This is a genomic window from Novosphingobium sp. NBM11, from assembly GCF_015390225.1.
GTDB lineage: Bacteria > Pseudomonadota > Alphaproteobacteria > Sphingomonadales > Sphingomonadaceae > Novosphingobium.
In genome coordinates this window covers 2,495,440-2,515,515 of sequence record NZ_VUOG01000001.1, presented here as the reverse complement: position 1 = coordinate 2,515,515, position 20,076 = coordinate 2,495,440, and the positions used below count along the sequence as shown (strand labels likewise).

General features: G+C 67.2%; 20 protein-coding genes and 1 other RNA gene. 7 read left to right on the top strand and 14 right to left on the bottom strand.

Annotated features, from left to right (window positions below):
* Positions 1–6: 6 nt before the first annotated feature.
* Entirely contained in the window at positions 7–1,335 is a 1,329-nt protein-coding gene (locus F1640_RS12095) for an MFS transporter (RefSeq protein ID WP_194919393.1), read from the top strand.
* A 25-nt stretch (positions 1,336–1,360) separates the two neighbouring features.
* Here the strand turns inward: F1640_RS12095 and F1640_RS12090 are convergent, their stop codons facing one another.
* The 5 genes from F1640_RS12090 to F1640_RS12070 are packed head-to-tail and all read right to left on the bottom strand — an operon-like array spanning position 1,361 to position 4,818.
* Complete coding sequence (locus F1640_RS12090) at positions 1,361–2,140, bottom strand: SDR family oxidoreductase (RefSeq protein ID WP_124810187.1); 780 nt, start codon at positions 2,138–2,140, stop codon at positions 1,361–1,363.
* A 22-nt stretch (positions 2,141–2,162) separates the two neighbouring features.
* Positions 2,163–2,714: an NUDIX hydrolase gene (locus F1640_RS12085; RefSeq protein ID WP_194919391.1), complete on the bottom strand. Its 552-nt coding sequence runs from the start codon at positions 2,712–2,714 to the stop codon at positions 2,163–2,165.
* A complete protein-coding gene (locus F1640_RS12080; RefSeq protein WP_124810189.1) occupies positions 2,711–3,391 on the bottom strand; it encodes a TPM domain-containing protein in 681 nt (226 codons plus the stop codon). The genes F1640_RS12085 and F1640_RS12080 overlap by 4 nt, the downstream gene beginning before the upstream one ends.
* Position 3,392: 1 nt before the next feature.
* Complete coding sequence (locus F1640_RS12075) at positions 3,393–4,190, bottom strand: YgcG family protein (protein WP_194919389.1); 798 nt, start codon at positions 4,188–4,190, stop codon at positions 3,393–3,395.
* Between the two features lie 10 nt (positions 4,191–4,200).
* Complete coding sequence (locus F1640_RS12070; RefSeq protein ID WP_125954506.1) at positions 4,201–4,818, bottom strand: LemA family protein; 618 nt, start codon at positions 4,816–4,818, stop codon at positions 4,201–4,203.
* A gap of 227 nt (positions 4,819–5,045) precedes the next feature.
* Between F1640_RS12070 and mscL the strand changes: the two genes are divergently transcribed.
* Together mscL and ssrA are read left to right on the top strand one after the other, a co-directional pair.
* The gene (gene mscL / locus F1640_RS12065) at positions 5,046–5,492 is read left to right on the top strand and encodes a large conductance mechanosensitive channel protein MscL (RefSeq protein WP_124810192.1); all 447 of its coding nucleotides are present in this window, start codon (positions 5,046–5,048) and stop codon (positions 5,490–5,492) included.
* Between the two features lie 51 nt (positions 5,493–5,543).
* Positions 5,544–5,940, top strand: a transfer-messenger RNA (tmRNA) gene (ssrA, locus tag F1640_RS12060).
* A 154-nt stretch (positions 5,941–6,094) separates the two neighbouring features.
* Here ssrA and F1640_RS12055 read toward each other — a convergent pair.
* From F1640_RS12055 to F1640_RS12030, 6 genes are all read right to left on the bottom strand, one after another.
* Entirely contained in the window at positions 6,095–7,678 is a 1,584-nt protein-coding gene (locus F1640_RS12055; RefSeq protein ID WP_309229250.1) for an MFS transporter, read from the bottom strand.
* Positions 7,679–7,716: 38 nt separating this feature from the next.
* Positions 7,717–8,778 (bottom strand): amidohydrolase family protein, encoded by a 1,062-nt coding sequence (locus tag F1640_RS12050; protein WP_125954504.1) that lies wholly within the window; start codon positions 8,776–8,778, stop codon positions 7,717–7,719.
* Positions 8,779–8,812: 34 nt separating this feature from the next.
* Complete coding sequence (locus F1640_RS12045) at positions 8,813–9,511, bottom strand: DUF2490 domain-containing protein (protein ID WP_194919387.1); 699 nt, start codon at positions 9,509–9,511, stop codon at positions 8,813–8,815.
* A gap of 93 nt (positions 9,512–9,604) precedes the next feature.
* On the bottom strand, positions 9,605–11,035 hold the full coding sequence (locus F1640_RS12040; protein WP_194919385.1) for an NAD-dependent succinate-semialdehyde dehydrogenase: 1,431 nt from the start codon (positions 11,033–11,035) through the stop codon (positions 9,605–9,607).
* 4 nt (positions 11,036–11,039) lie between these two features.
* Positions 11,040–11,780 (bottom strand): nuclear transport factor 2 family protein, encoded by a 741-nt coding sequence (locus F1640_RS12035; protein ID WP_194919383.1) that lies wholly within the window; start codon positions 11,778–11,780, stop codon positions 11,040–11,042.
* Between the two features lie 59 nt (positions 11,781–11,839).
* Entirely contained in the window at positions 11,840–13,264 is a 1,425-nt protein-coding gene (locus F1640_RS12030; protein ID WP_194919381.1) for an MFS transporter, read from the bottom strand.
* A 192-nt stretch (positions 13,265–13,456) separates the two neighbouring features.
* Here F1640_RS12030 and F1640_RS12025 point away from each other — a divergent pair, with 192 nt between their 5' ends.
* Together F1640_RS12025 and F1640_RS12020 are read left to right on the top strand one after the other, a co-directional pair.
* Complete coding sequence (locus F1640_RS12025) at positions 13,457–14,371, top strand: SDR family NAD(P)-dependent oxidoreductase (RefSeq protein WP_194919379.1); 915 nt, start codon at positions 13,457–13,459, stop codon at positions 14,369–14,371.
* 112 nt (positions 14,372–14,483) lie between these two features.
* The gene (locus tag F1640_RS12020; protein WP_194919377.1) at positions 14,484–15,404 is read left to right on the top strand and encodes an SDR family NAD(P)-dependent oxidoreductase; all 921 of its coding nucleotides are present in this window, start codon (positions 14,484–14,486) and stop codon (positions 15,402–15,404) included.
* Positions 15,405–15,484: 80 nt separating this feature from the next.
* On the opposite strand, the gene F1640_RS12015 is transcribed toward F1640_RS12020, so the two are convergent.
* Positions 15,485–16,360, bottom strand: a complete 876-nt coding sequence (locus tag F1640_RS12015; protein WP_194919376.1) for a methylenetetrahydrofolate reductase — start codon at positions 16,358–16,360, stop codon at positions 15,485–15,487.
* Positions 16,361–16,438: 78 nt separating this feature from the next.
* Entirely contained in the window at positions 16,439–17,839 is a 1,401-nt protein-coding gene (locus F1640_RS12010; RefSeq protein ID WP_194919375.1) for an aminomethyl transferase family protein, read from the bottom strand.
* Between the two features lie 123 nt (positions 17,840–17,962).
* On the opposite strand from F1640_RS12010, the gene purU reads away from it, so the two are divergent.
* Entirely contained in the window at positions 17,963–18,817 is an 855-nt protein-coding gene (purU, locus tag F1640_RS12005; RefSeq protein WP_124810203.1) for a formyltetrahydrofolate deformylase, read from the top strand.
* A 76-nt stretch (positions 18,818–18,893) separates the two neighbouring features.
* Positions 18,894–19,295, top strand: coding sequence for a VOC family protein (locus F1640_RS12000; RefSeq protein ID WP_194919374.1), 402 nt, complete (start codon positions 18,894–18,896; stop codon positions 19,293–19,295).
* Between the two features lie 29 nt (positions 19,296–19,324).
* Here F1640_RS12000 and F1640_RS11995 read toward each other — a convergent pair whose 3' ends face one another.
* Positions 19,325–20,062 (bottom strand): alpha/beta fold hydrolase, encoded by a 738-nt coding sequence (locus F1640_RS11995; RefSeq protein WP_194919373.1) that lies wholly within the window; start codon positions 20,060–20,062, stop codon positions 19,325–19,327.
* Between the last annotated feature and the right edge of the window lie 14 nt (positions 20,063–20,076).

Here is a 20,076-nt window from a genome sequence, read left to right as displayed (position 1 = left end):
AGAGTGATGGCCGATTCGAGCACCGATCCACGCAGCATCCTCGACGATGCCCCGATGACCGCGCGGCAATGGATCGCGGTGATCATCACGATCTTCCTCAACGCGCTGGACGGCTTCGACGTGCTCTCGAGCGCCTTCGCCGGCCCCGGCATAAAGAAGGAATGGCACCTCGCGCCCGACGGGCTGGGCGCGGTGCTGTCGATGGAACTGATCGGCATGGGCCTCGGCTCGCTGCTGCTCGGCGGCGCGGCCGACCGCTTCGGCCGGCGCCGGACCACGCTGGCCTGCCTGCTGCTGATGGTAGTGGGCATGTTCATGGCGACCACCGCCACGTCGCCGGTCGGCCTTTCGATCTGGCGCATCATCACCGGCCTCGGCATCGGCGGGATGCTGGCCGCGATCAACGCCATCGCCTTCGAACTGTCCAGCCGCAAGGCGCGCAGCATGGCGATGTCGCTGATGGTGATCGGCTATCCGCTGGGCGCGTTCCTGGGCGGTCTGGTCGCGGCGCAATTGCTGAAAGCGCACGACTGGCGTTCGGTGTTCCTGTTCGGCGGGACGATGACGGCCATCTGCCTGCCGCTGGTGTGGTTCCTCGTGCCCGAAACGCCGGCGTGGCTGATGCGCGCCCGGCCCGCCGGCGCGCTGGAGAAGATCAACCGCGCGTTGGCCGCGCTGCGCCAGCCGGCGATCGGCGCGCTGCCGCCGCCGGCGCCGCACGAACAGAAGGCCAGCCTGGCCGACATCTTCAGCCCCGCGCTGCGCAAGGCTACGCTGATCCTCTCGCTCGGCTATGCCGCGCACGCGCTGACGTTCTACTACATCCTCAAGATGACGCCCTCGATCATGTCCGATCCCCAGTTCGCCGGACAGAACTTCACCCAGGCGCAAGGCGCAGGGGTGCTGGCCTATGCCAACCTTGGCGGCGCGATCGGCGGGGCGGCGTTCGGCTGGTTCATGCACCGTTTCGGGATCAAGCAGGCGACGCTGGTGGCGCTGGCGCTGTCGGTGCTGCTGGTCGCGCGCTTCGGCTTCGGCGCCAACAGTCTGATGGGCTGGACCCTGGCCGTGGTCTCGGTCGGCCTGTTCACCAATTCGGCGATCGTCGGCTTCTATACCGCTTTCGCCGCCGTCTATCCCACCCACGTCAAGGCCACCGGCACCGGCTTCGCGCTCAGCATCGGCCGCGCGGGGGCAGCGCTTTCGCCTTATCTCGCGGGCACGCTGTTCAAGGCCCAGCTGGGGCTGATGACGGTTTCGGTGATCATGGCCACCGGTTCGCTGCTCGCGCTCGCGCTGATGCTGTTCCTGCCGCTGCGGCGCGACCAGCACTGATCGCGGCCGCGGGCAGGCCCGGCGCTCACATCGCGGAAATGCCGCCGTCCAGCTTCAGTTCGGCGCCGGTCATGAAGCGGCTTTCGTCGCTCGCGAGATAGAGTACGCCCGCCGCGATATCGTCGGGCTGGCCCACGCGGCCCAGCGGGATCTGCCGCGCCAGCTTGCCCATCACCACATCCTTGTCGAGATTGGCGTTGGTGGCGATGCCATCGAGGATCGGCGTGTCGATGAACGTCGGGTGGACCGAGTTGCAGCGCACGTCCCAGCCGCGCTTGGCGCAATAGAGCGCGACCGACTTGGACAGCATCCACACCGCTGCCTTGCTGGCGTTGTAGCCGGGCATGGTGTCCGAGGCGATCAGGCCGGCGATCGAGCTGATGTTGACGATCGATCCGGGCTGGTTGTCCTTCAGCAGCGGCAGGGCCTTCTGGCAGCCCAGGAACACGCTGTCGACGTTGATGGCGAAGCCGCGCCGCCAGTCTTCCAGCGTGCAGGTCTCGATATTGCCGCGCACGCCCACGCCGGCGTTGTTGACCAGCACCGAAAGCCCGCCCAGCGCTTCGCCCGCCAGCGCGATCGCGGCGTCCCAGTCGTCGGGGCTGGTCACGTCGTGGCGGATCGCGAAGGCGGTGCCCGCACCCAGCTCGGCGTTGATCGCCTCGGCCTGCGCCGCCGCTCCCGCGCCGTTGATGTCGGTCAGCAGCACCTTCGCGCCCTCGCGCGCCAGCATCCGTGCCTGCGCCGCGCCCAAGCCCTGCGCCGCGCCGGTCACCAGCGCCTTCTTCCCCTGAACCCTGCCCATTTCATCCTCTCCGTTATAGTTTTCAGGCGCCGCCCAGCAGGCGCGGCCCCAGCAGCATGAGTATGCGCACGTCTATGCCATAGCCTTCGGCCCGGCGCGCGGCGATGAACCCTTCGATCTCCGCCAGCGGCACGTGGTGGACGGTGATGCCTTCGCCTTCCACCCCGCCGCCATCGGACACGCGCTCCAGATCGTGCGCGCGAAACAGCGTAAAACTTTCGGAGACCATGCCGGGGGAGGAATAGAACTCGCCCACCGCCTCCATGCGGCCGGGGCGATAGCCCGTTTCCTCCTCCAGCTCGCGCGCGGCGGCGACGGCGGCATCCTCGTCCGCGCTGTCGTCGTGATCGCCGATCAGCCCCGCCGGCAGTTCGATCGCCGGCCTGCCCAGCGGCACGCGGAACTGTTCGACCAGGATCACCCGGTCCGCGCTGTCGATGGCGAGGATCACCGCCGCGCGGATGTTGCGCGTGCGGCTGACGTACTCCCAGCGCCCGCGCGTCTTGGCGACGATGAAGCGCCCTTCCCAGCGCACCTGTTCTGGCTCGTCGCGATACTCGTCTTCCGGGCTCATACTTCGATCAACCGGTCCGGCAATTCGTTCACGTCATCATCGGCGCGCGGCAGGTGTTGCGCAAGCACCGCGCCCACGCCTTCCACGGCCGCGATCATCCCGTCGGCCACGCGGCCCTGCCGGATTTCGGCCAGCAGCGCGTGCATGGCGTCACCCCACACCTCGGGCGCGACGCGCGCAGCGATGGCCTCGTCGGCAATGATCTCGGCCCGGCGTTCCGCCATCGACAGGTAGATGAGGATGCCGGTGCGCCCGGTGGTGCGGCTTTCGGCGCCGATGCGGAAGCAGGTCAGCGCACGGGCGTGAACGCGCGCGCGCTTGATCGGCCGCGGCACCAGCCACAGCCGCAGCGGCTCCCAGGCCTGCAGCAGCAGCATGGCCAGGAATTTGACCAGTGCCACGCTCAGCGCCACCCCCAGCACCGCGCGCGGGCTCCATTCGGTCGCCCACAGGCCCAATACGCGGTCGATCAGCGCCAGATAGAAATGCGGCGCGAATTCGAGCGCGGCGAGCGCGAGAAACGCCACCGCCGCCGCCCAGGCCAGCGCCACGTCGCGATAGGGATCGGACCGCGCGGTCACGATCGTCACGATCTCGCCCGCGCTGCGCAACTCGGCGGCGGTGACCGCCTGCGCGATGCGCGTCCGGTCGCTGTCGGTCAGGTGCACAGCCGCCATCCTACCAGTCCCCCGAAGCGCCGCCGCCACCGAAGCTGCCGCCACCGCCGGAGAAGCCACCGCCTCCGCCGCCGCCGCCCCAGTCGCTGCCGCCCCAGCTGCTTCCACCGCCACCGCTGCCCCAGCCGCCGCCGGGGAAGATCATCACGCCGGGGCTGCTGCCATAGCGCCGCCCGCCTCCGCGCATGGCGCGGATGAACGGCAGCACGAAGAACAGGAAAAAAATCACCAGGAACACCACGGTGCCGATGTCGAACCGCGGCGCGCTGCCCTTGCCGGCCCCCGCCTGGGCCTGTTCGGCCACCTTGCGCGCCTCGTCATCGGGCAGCTTCAGTTGCGCGATGAGCTGGTCCACCGCCGCGTCGATCCCGCCGGCATAATCGTTCTGCTTGAAGCGCGGCACGATCTCGCGCTGGATGATCACCTGCGACAGCGCATCGGTGAGAATGCCTTCCAGGCCATAGCCGACCTCGATCCGCACCTTGCGTTCGTTGGGTGCGACGATCAGCAGGGCGCCATCGTTGCGCTGCTTGTCACCCAGCCCCCAGGCGCGGCCGAGCTGGTAGCCATAGTCCTCGATCGGCATGCCCTGCAGATCGGGGATCGTCGCCACGACCAGCTGGCGCTGCGACTGCTGCTCCAGCGCGGCCAGCTTGGCATCGAGCGCGGCGACCTGCTGCGGATTGAGCAGATGCGCGTCATCGACCACGCGGCCGGTCAGCGGCGGAAAGGTCTGCGCGAAGGCCGGGCCGGCAACAAGCGCCAGCACGGCCATCAGCGCGATCAGGAAGCGCCGCATCGCGCGGCGATCAGTTGAAGTTGACCTTGGGCGCCTCCTGCGCCCCCGGCGTGGTCGCCTCGAACGGCACCAGCGGCTTCGCGCCATAGATCACCTTGGCGCCGATCACCGCCGGGAAGGTGCGGATCGTGGTGTTGTATTCGCGCACAGCCTCGTTGTAATCGCGCCGCGCCACGGAAATGCGGTTCTCGGTGCCTTCCAGCTGGCTTTGCAGCGCCAGGAAGTTCTCGTTGGACTTGAGGTCGGGATAGGCTTCCACGTTCGCCATCAGGCGGCCCAGCCCCTGCGACAGCGCGCCCTGCGCCTGCTGGAACGCGGCCATCTTGGCGGGATCGGTCAGGTCGTCGGCGGAAACCTGCACGCTCGTGGCCTTGGCGCGCGCCTCGGTCACCTTGGTCAGCGTGTCCTGCTCCTGCTTGGCATAGCCCTTCACCGTGGCCACCAGGTTGGGGATCAGGTCGGCCCGGCGCTGGTACTGGTTCTGCACGTCAGCCCACTTGGCCTTGGCGTTTTCCTCGGCGGTGGGGATCGAATTGACGCCGCAGCCGGCCAGCGTCGCCGCGGCGGCGGCCACGAACGCGAAACGCGCCAGGGGGCGGGAAAGGCGGCGGAACAGGGAAGCGGCCATCGGTCGGAATACCCTTATGTCATCCTGCCGGGCGCGCGGCCCCGGCAGGGCCGCTCCGGCGTTGCTGTCCAGGAACATAGCGATAGCCGGTGACCGTTCAAGGGCAGGACCGGGTTGCGGCAACCTGCACCATTCTGGAGAAACCCGCAGCACGTTTGCCGCTTGTCGCGCCCGGCGGCGGGTGGCAAGCAACCGGGAACAGGGCCGTCAGAACTACGGGGAAGCTCATGGGCATGTTGCAGGAATTCAAGACGTTCATCGCGCGCGGCAACGTGCTGGACCTGGCCGTTGGCGTGATCATCGGCGCGGCGTTCGGCAAGATCGTCACCTCGCTGACCGAAAACGTCATCATGCCGGCGGTCGGCTATTTCACCGGCGGCGCCGATTTCTCCAAGTATTTCATCCGCCTCGGACCGATTCCGGAAACCTACAAGGGCAAGCCGGACGATTACGCCGCGCTCAAGGAAGCGGGCGTGGCGATGATCGGCTATGGCGATTTCGTCACCCAGATCGTCAACTTCGTGATCCTGGCCTTCGTGATCTTCCTGATCGTGAAAGCCGCGAACAAGGCGTTCGCCAAGCCCGAGGAACCGGCCGCTCCGGCCGCGCCCGCGGGGCCGAGCGAAGTGGAACTGCTCGCCGAAATCCGCGATGCGCTGAAGAACCGCGTCTGACCGGTCTTTCTCCGCGCGCGGGCATCCGGGACGGCAAGGGGCGCTTCGGCGCCCCTTTTCATTTGGCGGGCGATCCCTATATGGGGAGGTGCCGGCTTGCCGGCTATGGTGATAAACTGCGGCGTGCAATAGGCGCAGCGGACCCGGGGGCGGTACCCGGCGGCTCCACCACCTTTCCCGTCCGGCCTCCTTTGGCGGCAGGCGGGGCAGATGACGGGGCCGAACTAGGATCGACGTGTGTTGAAAAGCGCTGTTTTCGCCCGGGCTGAGTAACCCGTTCAAGGCTCAAAACCAACAAGTGCCAACGACAACGAAGCACTTGCTCTCGCGGCGTAATTCTAGGGGCTAACGCCCTGAAGTTACAAAGCCAGAACGCGGTTGGACCCACCGGTCAACAGAAGCGGATTCCAGCGGCTTGGGGGGTGCCGGGCAACAGAAACCCCCTACCGTTTCCCCGATTTCACGCGGCTGGCGCACGATGGCTGCGTTTTGATCCGCTTCGTCATTGCGAGCGCAGCGAAGCAATCCAGTGCCCCGCGCGCCGCTCTGGATGGCCACGGGGCTTTGCCCCTCGCCATGACGAGAGGCCATGTCATCCGACTTTATGCGGAACCCGCACGCTCCAGCAGCGCCGCCTCGTCGCGCGCGGCGCGGCGGGCGATCAGCAGCATCAGCACCACGATCGGCACGGCCACCGCGTTGATGCTGAGCATCGATGCGCGCAGGTTGCCGGTTGCATCGGACAGCAGCCCGACCAGATAGGGGCCGATGCCCATGCCCAGGATCGTCATCGCCAGCAGGTAGAGGCTCGCGGTCAGCCCGCGCATCCGCGGCAGCACCTGATCGTAGAGGATGGCGTAGAGCGGCGGCATCCAGCCGGTCAGCACCAGGCCGTAGAGCACGAACCGCCCATAGAACGTGCCGGCCGCCGGCGCGGTATAGACCCAGAACGACAGCAGCGGCGAAACCGCCATGGCGAACAGCGCCACGCCTGCGCGCCCGCCGCCCGGATAGCGGCGGTGGAGCCGGTCCGACAGCGGCCCCCACAGCATCGGGCCGACGATGCCCATTCCGGCCGAAACCATGCCGAACTGCAGCGCCGTCTCGCGCATAGACAGGCCATAGCTCTGGATCAGGAACGTGGGGTTGAACGCCATCATGCCATAGTTGATCGCCGACTGGAGCGTGCCGACCGCGATCGCCATGATCAGCGTGGGCGATCGCGTGATGACGCGGTGCGCCTGCGGATCGGACAGCCGCATCCCTTGCACCAGATTGACGATCACGAACACGCCGAAGCCGATCACGGTCCATTGCAGCGCGTGCGGGTTGATCGCCAGCCCGGCGATGACGAACGGCGGGCGTGGCGAAACCGCCATGCTCACCCGCGTCAGCACCACCATCAGCGCCACGATCGCCGCCAGCCCCGCCAGATTGCGCAGCACCATGCCCCGATCGCCGCCGCGCCGGATCATGCCGATCCAGTGCAGGCCGGGCAGCACCGAACCCAGCAGTTCCAGGCTGGCCGCGAAAGGGCGCGGATCGGGCGCGGTCGGCAATCCGTCCATCACGCCGCGTTCCGGTTCGCGCAGGCGCAGCAGGAACAGCGCCAGCACGAAGCCGGGGGCCGAGGCGACGAGGAAGGCGAACTGCCACCCCTTCAGCCCGAACGGCGCCACCGTGCCGGCGTAGCGCTCGGTCCATGCCTGCGCCGCCACGCCGCCCAGCACCAGCGATCCGCCAAGGCCCAGCGCGATGGCAGAGGCCAGCACCGCCATCACGAAGCCCCGGCGCGGCTTGGGCCAGTAGTCGTAGATCAGCGAGGTGCCAGCCGGCTGCGTCGCCGCCTCGCCGATGCCCACGCCCAGCCGCGACAGCGCCAGCGTTGCGAAACTGCCGGCCAGGCCACCCAGCGCGGTGGCGGCGGACCAGAAGGCGATGCTGATGCCCAGCAGGCGCGTGCGCACCCAGCCGTCCGCCAGCCGCCCCACGGGCAGCGAGAACAGCGCGTAGAACAGCGCGAAGACGGTGCCATAGAGCAGCCCCATCTCGGCATCGCCGATTGCCAGGTCCTTCTTGATGGCGGGCGCCAGGATCGCCAGGATCTGGCGGTCGAGCAGGCTCATCGCGTTGGTCAGCGCCACCAGCGCGAGCGCGTACCATCCGCCCTTGGCGACTGCGTTCACCGGCTCTCACTTTCCACCTGCGGCGCCCATGCGCCGGTTCAGATACCGAACCAGCGTTCGGCGTTGGTCTGGAAGAACTTCTTCTTGAGTTCGGGGGAGATGTCCATGGTGTCCATGTCGCGCACCTCGCGCGCCTCCACCTGATAGGGATAGTCCATCGCGTACATCACGCGGTCCTCGCCCACCACCTGCTGCGCGAAGCGGATCGCCGGTTCCCACGCCATGCCCGAATTGGTGATGAGCACGTTCGAGCGCATGTATTCGGCGATGGTCTTGTTCAGCGGCTTCATTCGTTCGTAGCGCTTCGACCGCACGCCCGCCTGGTGCATGTAATCCAGCCGATAAAGCCAGTAGGGCAGCGCCTCGCCCATGTGGCCGACCATGATCTGCAGATCGGGATAGCGGTCGAAGATGCCGATGGTGATCAGCCGCAGCAGGTGCATCCCCGTCTCCACCCCGAAGCCGAAGATTGCGCCGTCGAGGCCCGATTCGAGCAGCGGGTCGATCATCGCGTCCGGCGGCGTGGCGGGATGGATGTACAGCGGCTGCCCGGTATCGGCGAGCGCGCGGAAGATCGGGTCGAACTTGGGATCGTCGAGGTATTCGCCCTGGGTGTGGCTGTTGATCTGCACGCCCTTGAAGCCCAGCTCGCCCGCGCCGCGGCGGATTTCGGCGGCCGACCATGCCGGGTCCTGCGGCGCCACGGCGGTCAGGCCGATGAAGCGATCGGGATGCGCGGCGCAGCGTTCGGCCAGATAGTCGTTGGCGCGCGTGGCAATGCCCTTGGCCTCGGCAAGGTCGAGCATCGGCTGCACGCCGGGCGAGGTCAGCGCGAGCACCGCCTTGTCGATGCCATAGGCGTCCATGTCGGCCAGCCGCCGCTCGCCGAGGTCGAGCAGGCGATCCATGATCTGCGTGGCGCGTTCGGAGGGCGATTGGGCATAGAAGCCCCACAGCGAGAGCATGCCCTTGTCGGCCGTGCCATCGCGCACCATGCGCAGATAGACGTCGACCTGTTCGCGCGTGGCGAAGGCTTCCTCGGTGGCGATGCGCAGATAGCCGCGGTCGCCGCCGGTCCTGAGGGGGTGGTCACTGGTCATGGGCTGTTCCTTTTCCGAAGCAGCCCGGCGACGGTCACCTGCGCAGCGACAGCGAAAGGCTGATAACGTGGTTCATGCGGTCCGGCTGCCGATAACGGGCGATGTATTGCCCCATGTAGCCGGGTTCGATGGCGATTCCCCTGGCCACCGGCAGGGAGACGCCGGCAAAGGCGCGCACCTGATCGAAGCCCGCGCGCTGGCCCCAGCCGGTGGTGTTGAAGCTGACGAAGGGTTCGAGCGTGGACACCAGCGCCACGCCCCGGTCCCCCAGCGGCAGCGTGCCGCGCACCTGCTGGCGCAGCCGCCAGCCGGTGTGGCCGGTCCAGCCCTCGACGAAGCGCTGCTCCAGCCGCGTGCGCGCGGTCAGCGTCGGCCCCTTGCCGTCTCCGGCGATGCGGAACGTCAGTTGCTCGAACACGCGATGTTCGTCGGTCGGCGTACCGCCCAGCGGATCGGTGGTGACGAAGGCATAGCCGAGATAGGCCGCCGTGGTCTTGTTCAGGTAGACGCCGATCGCCGGCCGGATCAGCACCTGCCCCTGGCGCGAGGCGCCGTCGGTCACGCGGTACTGGACGTCGAACGCCGATGTCGCCCGGCCGCCCAGATCGACGGTGCCCTGCACCACGCCCCAGACCTGGTGATCGTTCTGCGCGGCGTGGGCCGGCAGCGCGGGCAGAGACAGAATCAGCCACGGCACGGGCAGGAACAGGGCACGGCGGGGCAATCGCGGCATGGCATTCTCGCTGAGGGAACCGGAAAACGGTCCGTTCAGCTAGATTGCCCATGTTTCCAAAGGATTGCCCGGCCATGACGTTGCGCTGCCCGGTCAGCCTTCGTGGACCGCCTTGGTGACAAGGCAGGCCATCACGCCTTCCGGGCCGTCCTCCGCCCCGTGGCCCGACCACTTGACCCCGCCGAACGGCGCATCCGCGCCACCGATCATGGTCGTGTTAATGCCCACCATGCCGCTTTCGATCTCGCGCGCCACGCGCTGCTGGCGCTTGGCGTCCTGCGTCCAGGCATAGGCGGCCAGGCCATAGGGCAGGCGGTTCGCCTCCTCGATCATCGCCTCTTCGCCCCGGAACGGGTTGAGCAGCGCCACCGGGCCGAACGGCTCCTCGTTGAGAACCGCGGCATCGAGCGGGATTTCGGACAGGACCGACGGCGCATAGAAGAACCCGGCATTGCCCACGCGCTCGCCGCCCGCGAGCAGCTTCGCGCCGCGCGCCGTGGCATCGCCGATCAGGCGGTCCATCGCCTCGGGCCGGCGCGCGTTGGCCATCGGCCCCATCTGCGCGCCCTCGTCCAGCCCGTTGCCGACGCGGATCGCCTTGACCCGTTCGACAAAGCCGTCGCGGAAGCGGTCGAACACGCTTTCCTCAACGATGAAGCGCGTGGGGCTGACGCAGACCTGCCCGGCGTTGCGGTACTTCGAGGTCACCATGGTATCGAGCGCGCGGTCGATGTCGGCATCGCCGAACACCAGCACCGGGCCATGCCCGCCCAGTTCCATCGTCGTGCGGATGCAGTTGTCGGCGGCCAGCTTGCTCAGGTGCTTGCCGATCACGGTCGATCCGGTGAAGCTCAGCTTGCGGATCACCGGGCTGGCCAGCAGGTGCCGGCTGACCTCGTCGGGCACGCCGAACACCGCCTGCGCCACTTCCTTGGGCAAGCCCGCGTCGAGCAGGCATTGCAGCACGCCCAGCGCCGAGGCCGGCGTCTCTTCCGCCGCCTTGAGGATCACCGAACAGCCCGCCGCGATCGGCGCGCCCAGCTTGCGGCCCGGATTGCCCAGCGGGAAGTTCCACGGGGCGAAGGCGGCGACCGGGCCGACCGGCTCGTGCGTGACGGTGGAGCGCATGCCCGCCGGGCGCACCAGCGTGCGGCCATAGAGCCGGAACACCTCGCCCGCGTAGAAGTTGAACAGCCCCACGTTCATCATCACTTCGATGCGGGCCTCGGGCAGCGTCTTGCCCTCTTCCAGCGTGGCGATGCGGGCCAGGTCGTCCTGCCGCTCCAGCATGAGCCGCGCCGCACCCTGCAGCACCGCCGCGCGCTGCTGCGGCGTCGAATCACGCCAGATGCGGAACCCCTTGCGCGCGGTTTCCAGCGCGCGGTCGAGATCGGCCGGCTCGGCCAGCGGCAGTTCGCCGATGGTCTCGCCGGTCGCGGGATTGACGACCGCGTGCGTGCGGCGCCCGCCGCCGGCAACGCGCTCGCCATCGATCACCATGTGGAGGGCAGGATAGGCCGTCATCGGATCAGCCTTTCGCCTTTGCGCGGGCTTCATCGCCTTCCCAGCGCTGCGCCACGATTTCCTCGCCGGTCACCGGGTGGGGGAAGTGGAACGGCGTCAGCTTGTGGGTCGGCCACAGCCAGTGGCCCTCGATCAGCTCGTCCGGCCCGGTCGGGTCGGTGGGATAGGTTTCCTTGGGGAACGGCACGTATTCGGGCTTGGTGTTGGCCCAGCCGGTTTCGAAATCGGCATGCCAGATCGGCATGTAGTTCAGGATGTGGATGCGCCAGGTGCCGTCCACCTTCTTGTAGGTGTTCTCGTAGATGCCGCCTTCCCACCATTGGCGGCTCTTGAGCCAGGGCTGGTCGCCTTCGAAGTCCTTGTGGCGCCCCGCCTGCATCATGGAGCGCGCGCGGGCCAGCGCGGTCACGCCATCGGGCTGCACGTTGATGATGTCCTGCAACTGCGGGTGTTCGAGCAGGAAGCCGTCGATCGGGCCGTTGTTGCCATAGGTGAAGCGCTTCTGGAATCGTTCGACATAGAGGCGACGCACGCCTTCCTTGCCTTTCCAGATGCCGCCGAAGAAGCGCACTTCGCCATCGTCGGTGAACAGGTCGGCCGTCTCGTTGTACAGGCACTTGTCGATGAGATAGCCGTAGAGGTGCTGGAGCTTGCGGATATCAAGCTCGTCCTCGCGCACGGTCAGGCGGCGGCCAAGCTCGGCGACCTGCGCTTCAAGCGTGGCGATACGATCGGAATCGGACATGTGGAAACTCTCCCGAATTGTACGTGTTGCAAACAAACTGCGGCAACTTCATTGAACTGTCAACGACCTTCCGCTTCCAGCCGCGCCACTTCGGCGCGATAGGGGCGGATGGCCAGCACCATGCACAGCGTGGCGATCGGCAGCAGCGTGCCGGCGGTGATCACCAGCGCCTTCCACAGCTCCGCCTCCACGCCCACGATCCGCTGCGCGACCACGCCGACCACGAAGCTGCCGAGCGCGCCGAAGAACGTGAACATGAACAGGTAGATCGCGGTCACCTGCCCGCGCATTTCGTTGGGGGCGATGCGCTGGATCGCGGCGTTCTGCGGCACCGCGCCGGCCAGGCCGAACACGCCGCTCAGCGCGAACACCGCCAGCGCCATCTCGCCCGTGGGCATCAGCGGCGCGGTGATCGAGCAGATCGTGACGAGCGCGAACAGGATCGCCGCGCAGCGCACGTTGGCATCGGCATGGCGCTTGGCCATCCATTCCACGAACACGCCGCCCAGAAACACGCCGGCCAGCTGCGAGACAAGCAGCATCGGCGCCATGACCAAGCCGATCCGCCCCTCGTCCCAGCCATAGGTGCGGATCATGAATGGCACGCGCCAGAACATCAGGCCGAACGTTTCGATCGCGCTCAACGCCAGCCCGCCGAACAGCGGGTAATAGACCCGCCCGCGCGCATGGATCGCCTTGGCCGCGTCCAGCCCGGTGAAGGCCAGCACGCGCCGGCCCAGCCCCTGCCGCTCCGGCACCGGCACGCGCCCTTCCGCCGGCGCACGGACGAGGCGCGGCGGTTCCTTGACCAGCAGCAGCAGGCCGGCCGCCAGCAGCCCCAGCCCCGCCTGGCCCACCAGGATGAGCTGCCAGCTGTGGACACGCAGCCCCAGCACGTGCGCCTCGCTCCAGCCCGCCAGCGCGACGATCAGCTTGCCGCCGGCCAGCACGCCCGCGGTCGTCCCGCCGATGAAGCCCAGTTGCAGCAGCGCGAAGGCGCGGGTGATCTTCTTCGGCGGGAAATAGTCCGCGATCATCGAATAGGCGGCCGGCGCGTGCGCCGAACCGCCCGCGCCCAGGAACATGCGGCTGCCGATGAACTGGCCGAACCCCTGCGCGATGCCGCCCAGCCCCATGATCACGCCGGTCGCCGCCATGCCGCCGGCCAGCACCAGCTTGCGCGGATAGATGTCCGCCAGCCGGGCCAGCGGAATGCCCACGAACACGAAGAAGATCACGCTGGCGGGGCCGCCCAGAAAGCCCAGCTGTTCGTCGGTCAGCCCGAAATCGATCTTGATCCGCTGCGCCAGCATGCCGAACACGGTCTGGTCGAAAAAGTTCAGGAACGTCGCCGCGATGATCGCGAACAGCGCGAAATAGGCCGATGCGGTTGACGGCCAGCGCCGCTCGGCGCCCCCTTCTTCCGCCTTGCTTTCAGATACTTCCGGCGCACCGGTCATCGCCGGGGATGCTGCTCCCGCCATCTGCTCTCCTCTCCCGGCCAGTCGATTCTCCGACCTGTTTTTCGCACCGGATAATTGTTAGTCTTGCATACAATCTCGCGCTGGTGAATAGAAAAGACGATAACGAATGGTCGCATGGCCCCGGCACCCGGCTCCGCCCCTGAAACGGACCGTGACAACCGGGCGGGCGGCGCAGCATGGAGAGAGGCAAGGATGCAGAATCTTCCGGGCAAGACGGCTTTCATCACGGGCGGGGCCAGCGGCATCGGCCTCGGCATCGCCAAGGCGCTGCTCGGCGCGGGGATGAACGTGACCATCGCCGACATCCGCCAGGATCACCTCGATTCGGCCGTCGCCGAGCTGGACGGGGGCGACCGCGTGCTGGCGGTGCCGCTCGACGTGACGAATCGCGCCAACTTCGCCGACGCCGCCGACGCCGCCGAAGCCAGGTTCGGCAAGATCCACATCCTGTGCAACAACGCCGGGGTCGCGGTGGTCGGCCCCACCGATCTCGCCACCTTCGCCGACTGGGACTGGGTGATGAACGTCAACCTGGGCGGCACCATCAACGGCGTGGTCACGATCCTGCCGCGCATTCTGGCGCATGGCGAAGGCGGGCACATCGTCAACACCGCCTCGATGTCGGCGCTGGTGCCGGTGGGCGGGACCACGATCTATTCGACGGGCAAGGCCGCGGTCACCGCGATGATGGAATGCATGCGCCCCGAACTGGAGCCGCGCGGCGTGATCTGTTCGGCCTTCTGCCCCGGCGCCGTCCAGTCCAACATCGCCGACGCCGGCAAGACCCGCCCGGCCGACCTTGCCGAAACCGGCTATGCCGAGGCGGACAAGCGCCGGCAGGCGGGCGGCAGCTTCATGCACCTCTACCAGACCAAGGAGGAGGTGGGCGAACGCGTGCTGCGCGGCATCCTCAACGACGAGCTCTACATCCTCACCCACAGCGAGTTCCTGGCCGGCGTGCGCGAACGCGGCGAAGCGACCACGGCGGCGGTGCAGACCCACCTTCCGGAAAACCCGGAATACAAGGAAACCTTCGCCATGCTGTTCCGCAACCCGGCGATCACCGCCGAGATCGAACGGCAGAACCGGCTGCGCGCCGGCGCCTGACCATAAAACCCCTCCCGCGGGCGGGAGGGGTTTGGGGTGGGCAATCCCACGCACATCACATTTCAGGGAGAGGCCCACCCCCGGCCCCTCCCGCAAACCGGAGGGGAGACATATGAAGGATTTCGCAGGCCGCACCGCCTTCGTCACCGGCGGCGCCAACGGCGTCGGCATCGGCCTCGTGCGCCAGCTGCTCAACGAAGGCTGCAAGGTCGCCATTGCCGACATCCGCCAGGATTCGATCGACAAGGCCCTGGCCGCGCTGGACAACCGCGAGGTCATGGGCGTGCAACTGGACGTCGCCAGCCGCGAAGGCTTCCGCGAGGCCGCCGACCGGGTCGAGGCGGAAATGGGACCGGTTTCGATCCTGTGCAACAACGCCGGGGTCAACCTGTTCCAGCCGATCGAGGAAAGCTCGTTCGACGATTGGGACTGGCTGCTGGGCGTGAATCTGCACGGCGTGATCAACGGCGTGATGACCTTCGTGCCGCGCATGGTCGAACGGGTGAAGGCGGGCGAGCAGAAGGGCGGCCACGTCGTCAACACCGCCTCGATGGCCGCGTTCCTCGCGGCGGGCACGCCGGGCATCTACAACACCACCAAGTTCGCGGTGCGCGGCCTGTCGGAATCGCTGCACTATTCGCTGCTGCAATACGAGATCGGCGTGTCGGTGCTCTGCCCGGGCCTGGTGAAGAGCTACATCTACGCCAGCGACGACATCCGCCCCGATGCGCTGAAAAGCCAGATGAAGGCGGTGGACAAGGCAGCGGTGGAGCGCCTTGCCGGGGTCCACGAGTTCGGCATGGAGCCGGACGTGATCGGCGCGCGGGTGATCGACGCGATGCGCCACAACCGCCTGCACATCTTCTCCCACCCCGATCACAAGGACGAGCTGCGCACCATCTTCGACGAGATCATCGCCGAATATCAGGACTACCCCAAGGACCCCGGCTTCGATCAGCGCGTGGCCTTCGAGAAGTTCCGCCACGATGCCTTCGCCGAGGCCCGGCGCAAATCGCGCGCCGCCGATTTCTGAAACAAATAGCCCTCTCCCCTTTAGGGGAGAGGGTTGGGAGAGGGGTGGGCGCTCAAGGAGCCCCTCTCAACTCCACACGGTCAGATGCCGTGCTTGCGGTTGTACTCGTGAATCCATTCGAGCGTCTTCACCAGGCCGCCGAACGGATAGAAGTGCAGGCGTACCCGGCCGTGCTCCGGCCCCAGCCCCTGGGCGAAGGCGTTCACCAGCTTGTCCGGTCCGGCCGAGCCGAGCAGGTTGGTGACCGAGATGCCGTACTTCTTGAGGACCGACGTGGACGCGCCCACGCCGCAGCGCGCGGCGAACGCGAGCAGGCGCTTGATCCCCGCCGGCCCAGGCACGCCGATGCGCACCGGCGCGTCGATGCCGCGCGCGCGCAGCTCCTTCAGCCAGGCCAGGAACGCATCGGGATCGAAGCCGAACTGGGTGACGATCAGCGGGGCCATGTCGCGCCGCTCGATTTCCGCCACCTTCTTTTCCAGCACGGCCCAGCATTCGGCCACGGTCATGTTGGGGTGGCCTTCAGGATGCCCGCCCACGCCGATCGCCTTGATCCCGGCGCGCTCGAACGCGCCGGTCGCGATCAGCGCGGAGGTATCGAAATAGGGGCCTTGCGGCTCGGGCGGGTCGCCGGCCACGATGAAGCAGCGCTCCACCCCGGCCTGTTCGACCACGGCCTTCAGATAGCCTTCGAAATCGTCTTCGGACAGGATGCGGCGGGCCGAGAAGTGCGGCATCGGCTCGAAGCCCAGCTCGCGCACCGCCACGGTCGCGGCGACACGGGCGGCCACGTCCTCGCCCGGCAGGAAGGTAACGGCGATCGGCGTATCGGCGGGGATGAGCGGGGCGGCATCGCGCAGCGAAGCCTCGTCCTTCGCGGTCATCTCCAGGCTGAAGCCGTCGGTGATCCCGTCGGGCGCCTTGTCCCAGTTGGGATGGATCAGGGGTGTTGCCATAGCGGGATCCTCTTTTGGTGGAAGGCCATCCGCCCGGCCGCCTTTGCGGCGATCCGGGCGGGGCCAGTCTTCATCGCGTCAGCGGGCGGTACGCCAGCCTTCAGCATAGGCTTCACGAGCGACACGGCTGTACGGGACCGGCGAGACGATCGCGCGGACCTCGATCTGCTTGTGCGGCTCGACAGTGGTCTTGCGGGTGCCGCCGTTCTCTTCGCCCCACACCACGCGCAGTTCGGTGCCGACCGGGATTTCCGGATCGATCGTGGCGAGCGAAAGCGCCTGCTTCTCGTTGTAGGAATAGCCCGTGAACATCGAGAAACCGACGGTCTTCCCGCCCGCATCGACGACGCGGTCATAGTTCGACGAGGCATAGTTGGCGAGCGGGGTGTCGAAGAACTTGTACTGTTCGCCATCGGGGTTGAACAGCGAGGCCACGATCTTGGTCATGTCCTCGGGGTGCCAGGCCAGCGTCACCTTCTTGCGCTGGTCGGCGGGGTTCAGGGCTTCCAGCGCCTCGCGGCCGTGGAAGTCATGGTCGAACTTGACGAAGTTGCCGTAACCCAGTTCCCACGGGTTGAGGTAGTAATCCTCGATGTTGTCCGAAACGAACGAACCGCCGATCGAACCGGTCGCTTCGTAGCTGTCGGCGCCCAGCCATTCGCGGAAACCCTTGAGCTTTTCGCCGGTGTAGATGGCGGGCAGCGGCGAGGGGATCCAGCCGGATTCGAGCGTGTTCGACGGGTAAGCGCGGCTGCCGCAGGCGATCAGGCCGAATTCCTTGCCGGCTTCGAGGATCGCGGCGCGGATTTCTTCCTGCTCGGCATAGGGACCCCAGATTTCCAGGCCCGGCGCGCCCGACATGCCGTGGCGCAGCGTGCGCACGGTCTTGCCGGCGATGTTCATCGTGCTCATGTTGAAGAACTTGAGCTGTTCCAGCGGGCCGCCGTGCAGCTTTTCGATCACCGCCCAGGCGTTGGGCCCCTGGATCTGGAAGCGCCATTCCTTGCGGGTTACGGGCTTGCCCATCGGGCGCATCGGCGAACGGTCGTCCAGCTCGATCTCGCAGTCATAGCCGCCGGTCGCCGCGTGATAGCGCAGCCAGTTCGAGGCCGGCGCGCGGCCGACATAGGTGAACGATTCCTCTTCTTCCCAGAAGATGATGCCGTCGCCGATGACATGGCCATAAGGCGTGGTCGGCACGTACTGCTTGGCCTTGTTGACCGTCCAGCCCTTGGGGGTGTTGATCATGGTGTCGGACAGCAGCTTCAGCGCATCCTTGCCACGGATATAGAGGTTCACCATGTGGTGCGACTGGTCGAACAGCACCGCGCTGTGCTGCCAGGCCCACTGTTCCGAACGCCAGTTCGAAAATTCCGGCGCGACCACCGGATAGACATACGCGCCGAGCTGCGAATTGCGCAGCATTTCGACGATGTTGCCGCCCGCGTTGAGGACTTCTTCAAGATTCTTGGCTGCCATGCCTTCTCTCCCGACAAAAAATGGCTGGTTGAAAATTTGTATGCAACACATACAATATCAAACGAGATTCGCAATCGGAAATCGTGCGCCCTATGAGGCCCACGCAGACGGGAGAGACTTTTGATGAGTGCACCGCTGATTTTGACGCTTTCGTGCGAGGACAAGCCGGGCATCGTCGCCCGCGTCACCGGCAACCTGTTCGAATCGGGCGCCAACATTCTCGAAGCGCAGCAGTTCGACGATACCGAATCGGGCCGCTTCTTCATGCGCGTGGTGTTCGATCCCGGCGAAGCGGGCGCCGACGCGCTCCGTTCCGCCTTCGCGCCCGTGGCGCAGCAGTTCGCCATGGACTGGACCATGCGCGATACCGCGGCCAAGCGCCGCACCATCCTGATGGTCTCGAAGTTCGATCACTGCCTGGGCGATCTGCTCTACCGCACGCGGCTGGGCGAGCTGCCGATGGACGTGGTGGCGATCATCGGCAACCACCCCAAGGAAGCGCTGAACATCTCGCTGATCGGCGACGTGCCCTATCACCACCTGCCGATCACGCGCGATACCAAGCCGCAGCAGGAAGCCGAAGTGAAGCGCATCGTCAACGAAACGGGCGCCGAATTCGTGGTGCTGGCGCGCTACATGCAGATCCTCTCGGACGATCTGGCGCGGTTCCTGTCGGGCCGCTGCATCAACATCCACCATTCGTTCCTGCCCAGCTTCAAGGGCGCCAAGCCCTATCACCAGGCGCACGCGCGCGGCGTGAAGATGATCGGCGCCACCGGGCATTACGTAACGGCGGATCTCGACGAAGGCCCGATCATCCACCAGGACGTGGAAACGGTCAGCCATGCCGACACGCCCGAGGATCTGGTGCGCAAGGGCCGCGACATCGAACGCCGCGTGCTGGCCGAAGCGGTGCGCCTGCACCTGGAGGACCGCGCGCTGCTGAACGGCAACAAGACCGTGGTGTTCAAGGGCTGATGCGGTCGCCGGGCGGCGGGGTCACCAGCTCCCCGCCCGGGGCCGCCTCCGGTCCGGTTTGCGAGAGGAGAAGGCCATGCGCGTCAACGCGCTCGATCACGTCAACATCATTACCGACCGGCTCGACGAAACCGCCGAATTCTACCGTTCCCTGCTAGGCCTCGAACGGCGCGACGCGCCCGCCCCGCTCACGCCGCGGAACGCGCAATGGATGTACGACGAGGCCGGCCGGGCGATCATCCACATCAATTCGGAAGACTGCCCCCGCGCGTTCGACCGCACCGTGCACCCCGGCGACCTGACCGGCGCGATCCACCACGTCGCGCTCAACTGCGCCGGCTATGACGAAATGATCGCCCGGATCGAGGCGCGCGGCCTAGCCTATCAGGTCAATACCGTCGCCGCGATCGGCCTGCGCCAGATCTTCACCGCCGATCCCAACAACGTGCTGCTGGAACTCAATTTCTTCGGCGATTGAACCCCGCCTGCCGCGCGGAGCCGCCCGTCTCAGGCCGGAATGCTGCTCTCCAGCGCATCGGCCAGCTCGACCGGGCGCGACAGATAGGGGCTATGGTCCGCATCCAGCGTCACCACCCGCGCGCCCGGCGAAAACTGCTGCATCTTGCGCTGGCTGTCGATCGGGATCGTGCGGTCCTGCGTGCATTCCACATAGGTGCGCGGCAGGCTGCCCCACCGTTCCGGCGTTAACGCCAGCTTTTCCGAGCGCGGGCCGTGCGGTTCGGCGATCAGGCGCGGCAGCACCGCCGCCACCCGATCGGGCGGGGAAACCTGCGCGAAGACCGCGCCCGCCGCCGCCGGATCGACCACCGTGCCCACGCCGCCGTGGACCGGGCTGATGACGGCGTCGAACGCCGGGTTGGGGCCTTCCAGCTTCTTGAACTCGGCGCGCGAGAGGCCGTCAGGCAGCATCATCGCGCAGATATAGACCAGCGCGTCCATCGCCCGCGGATCGCGCTCCGCCGCCGTGCTGACCACCAGCCCGCCCCGGCTGTGCCCGGCCAGCACCACCGGCCCGCCGGTTTCGGCGCGCAGCCGGCGGCAGTGTTCCAGCGCGAAATCCGCCCAGCCAGCGAGCGTGACCGCCGCCAGTTCCTCCGCCGTGCCGCCCATGCCAGGCAGCGTCGGCGCCAGCACGGCATGACCCCGCGCGCGCAGGATCTCGGCGACCGGATCGAAGCACCAGCCGCCGTGCCAGGACCCATGAATCAGGACAAAACCGGCCATGTCGTTCCCATTTC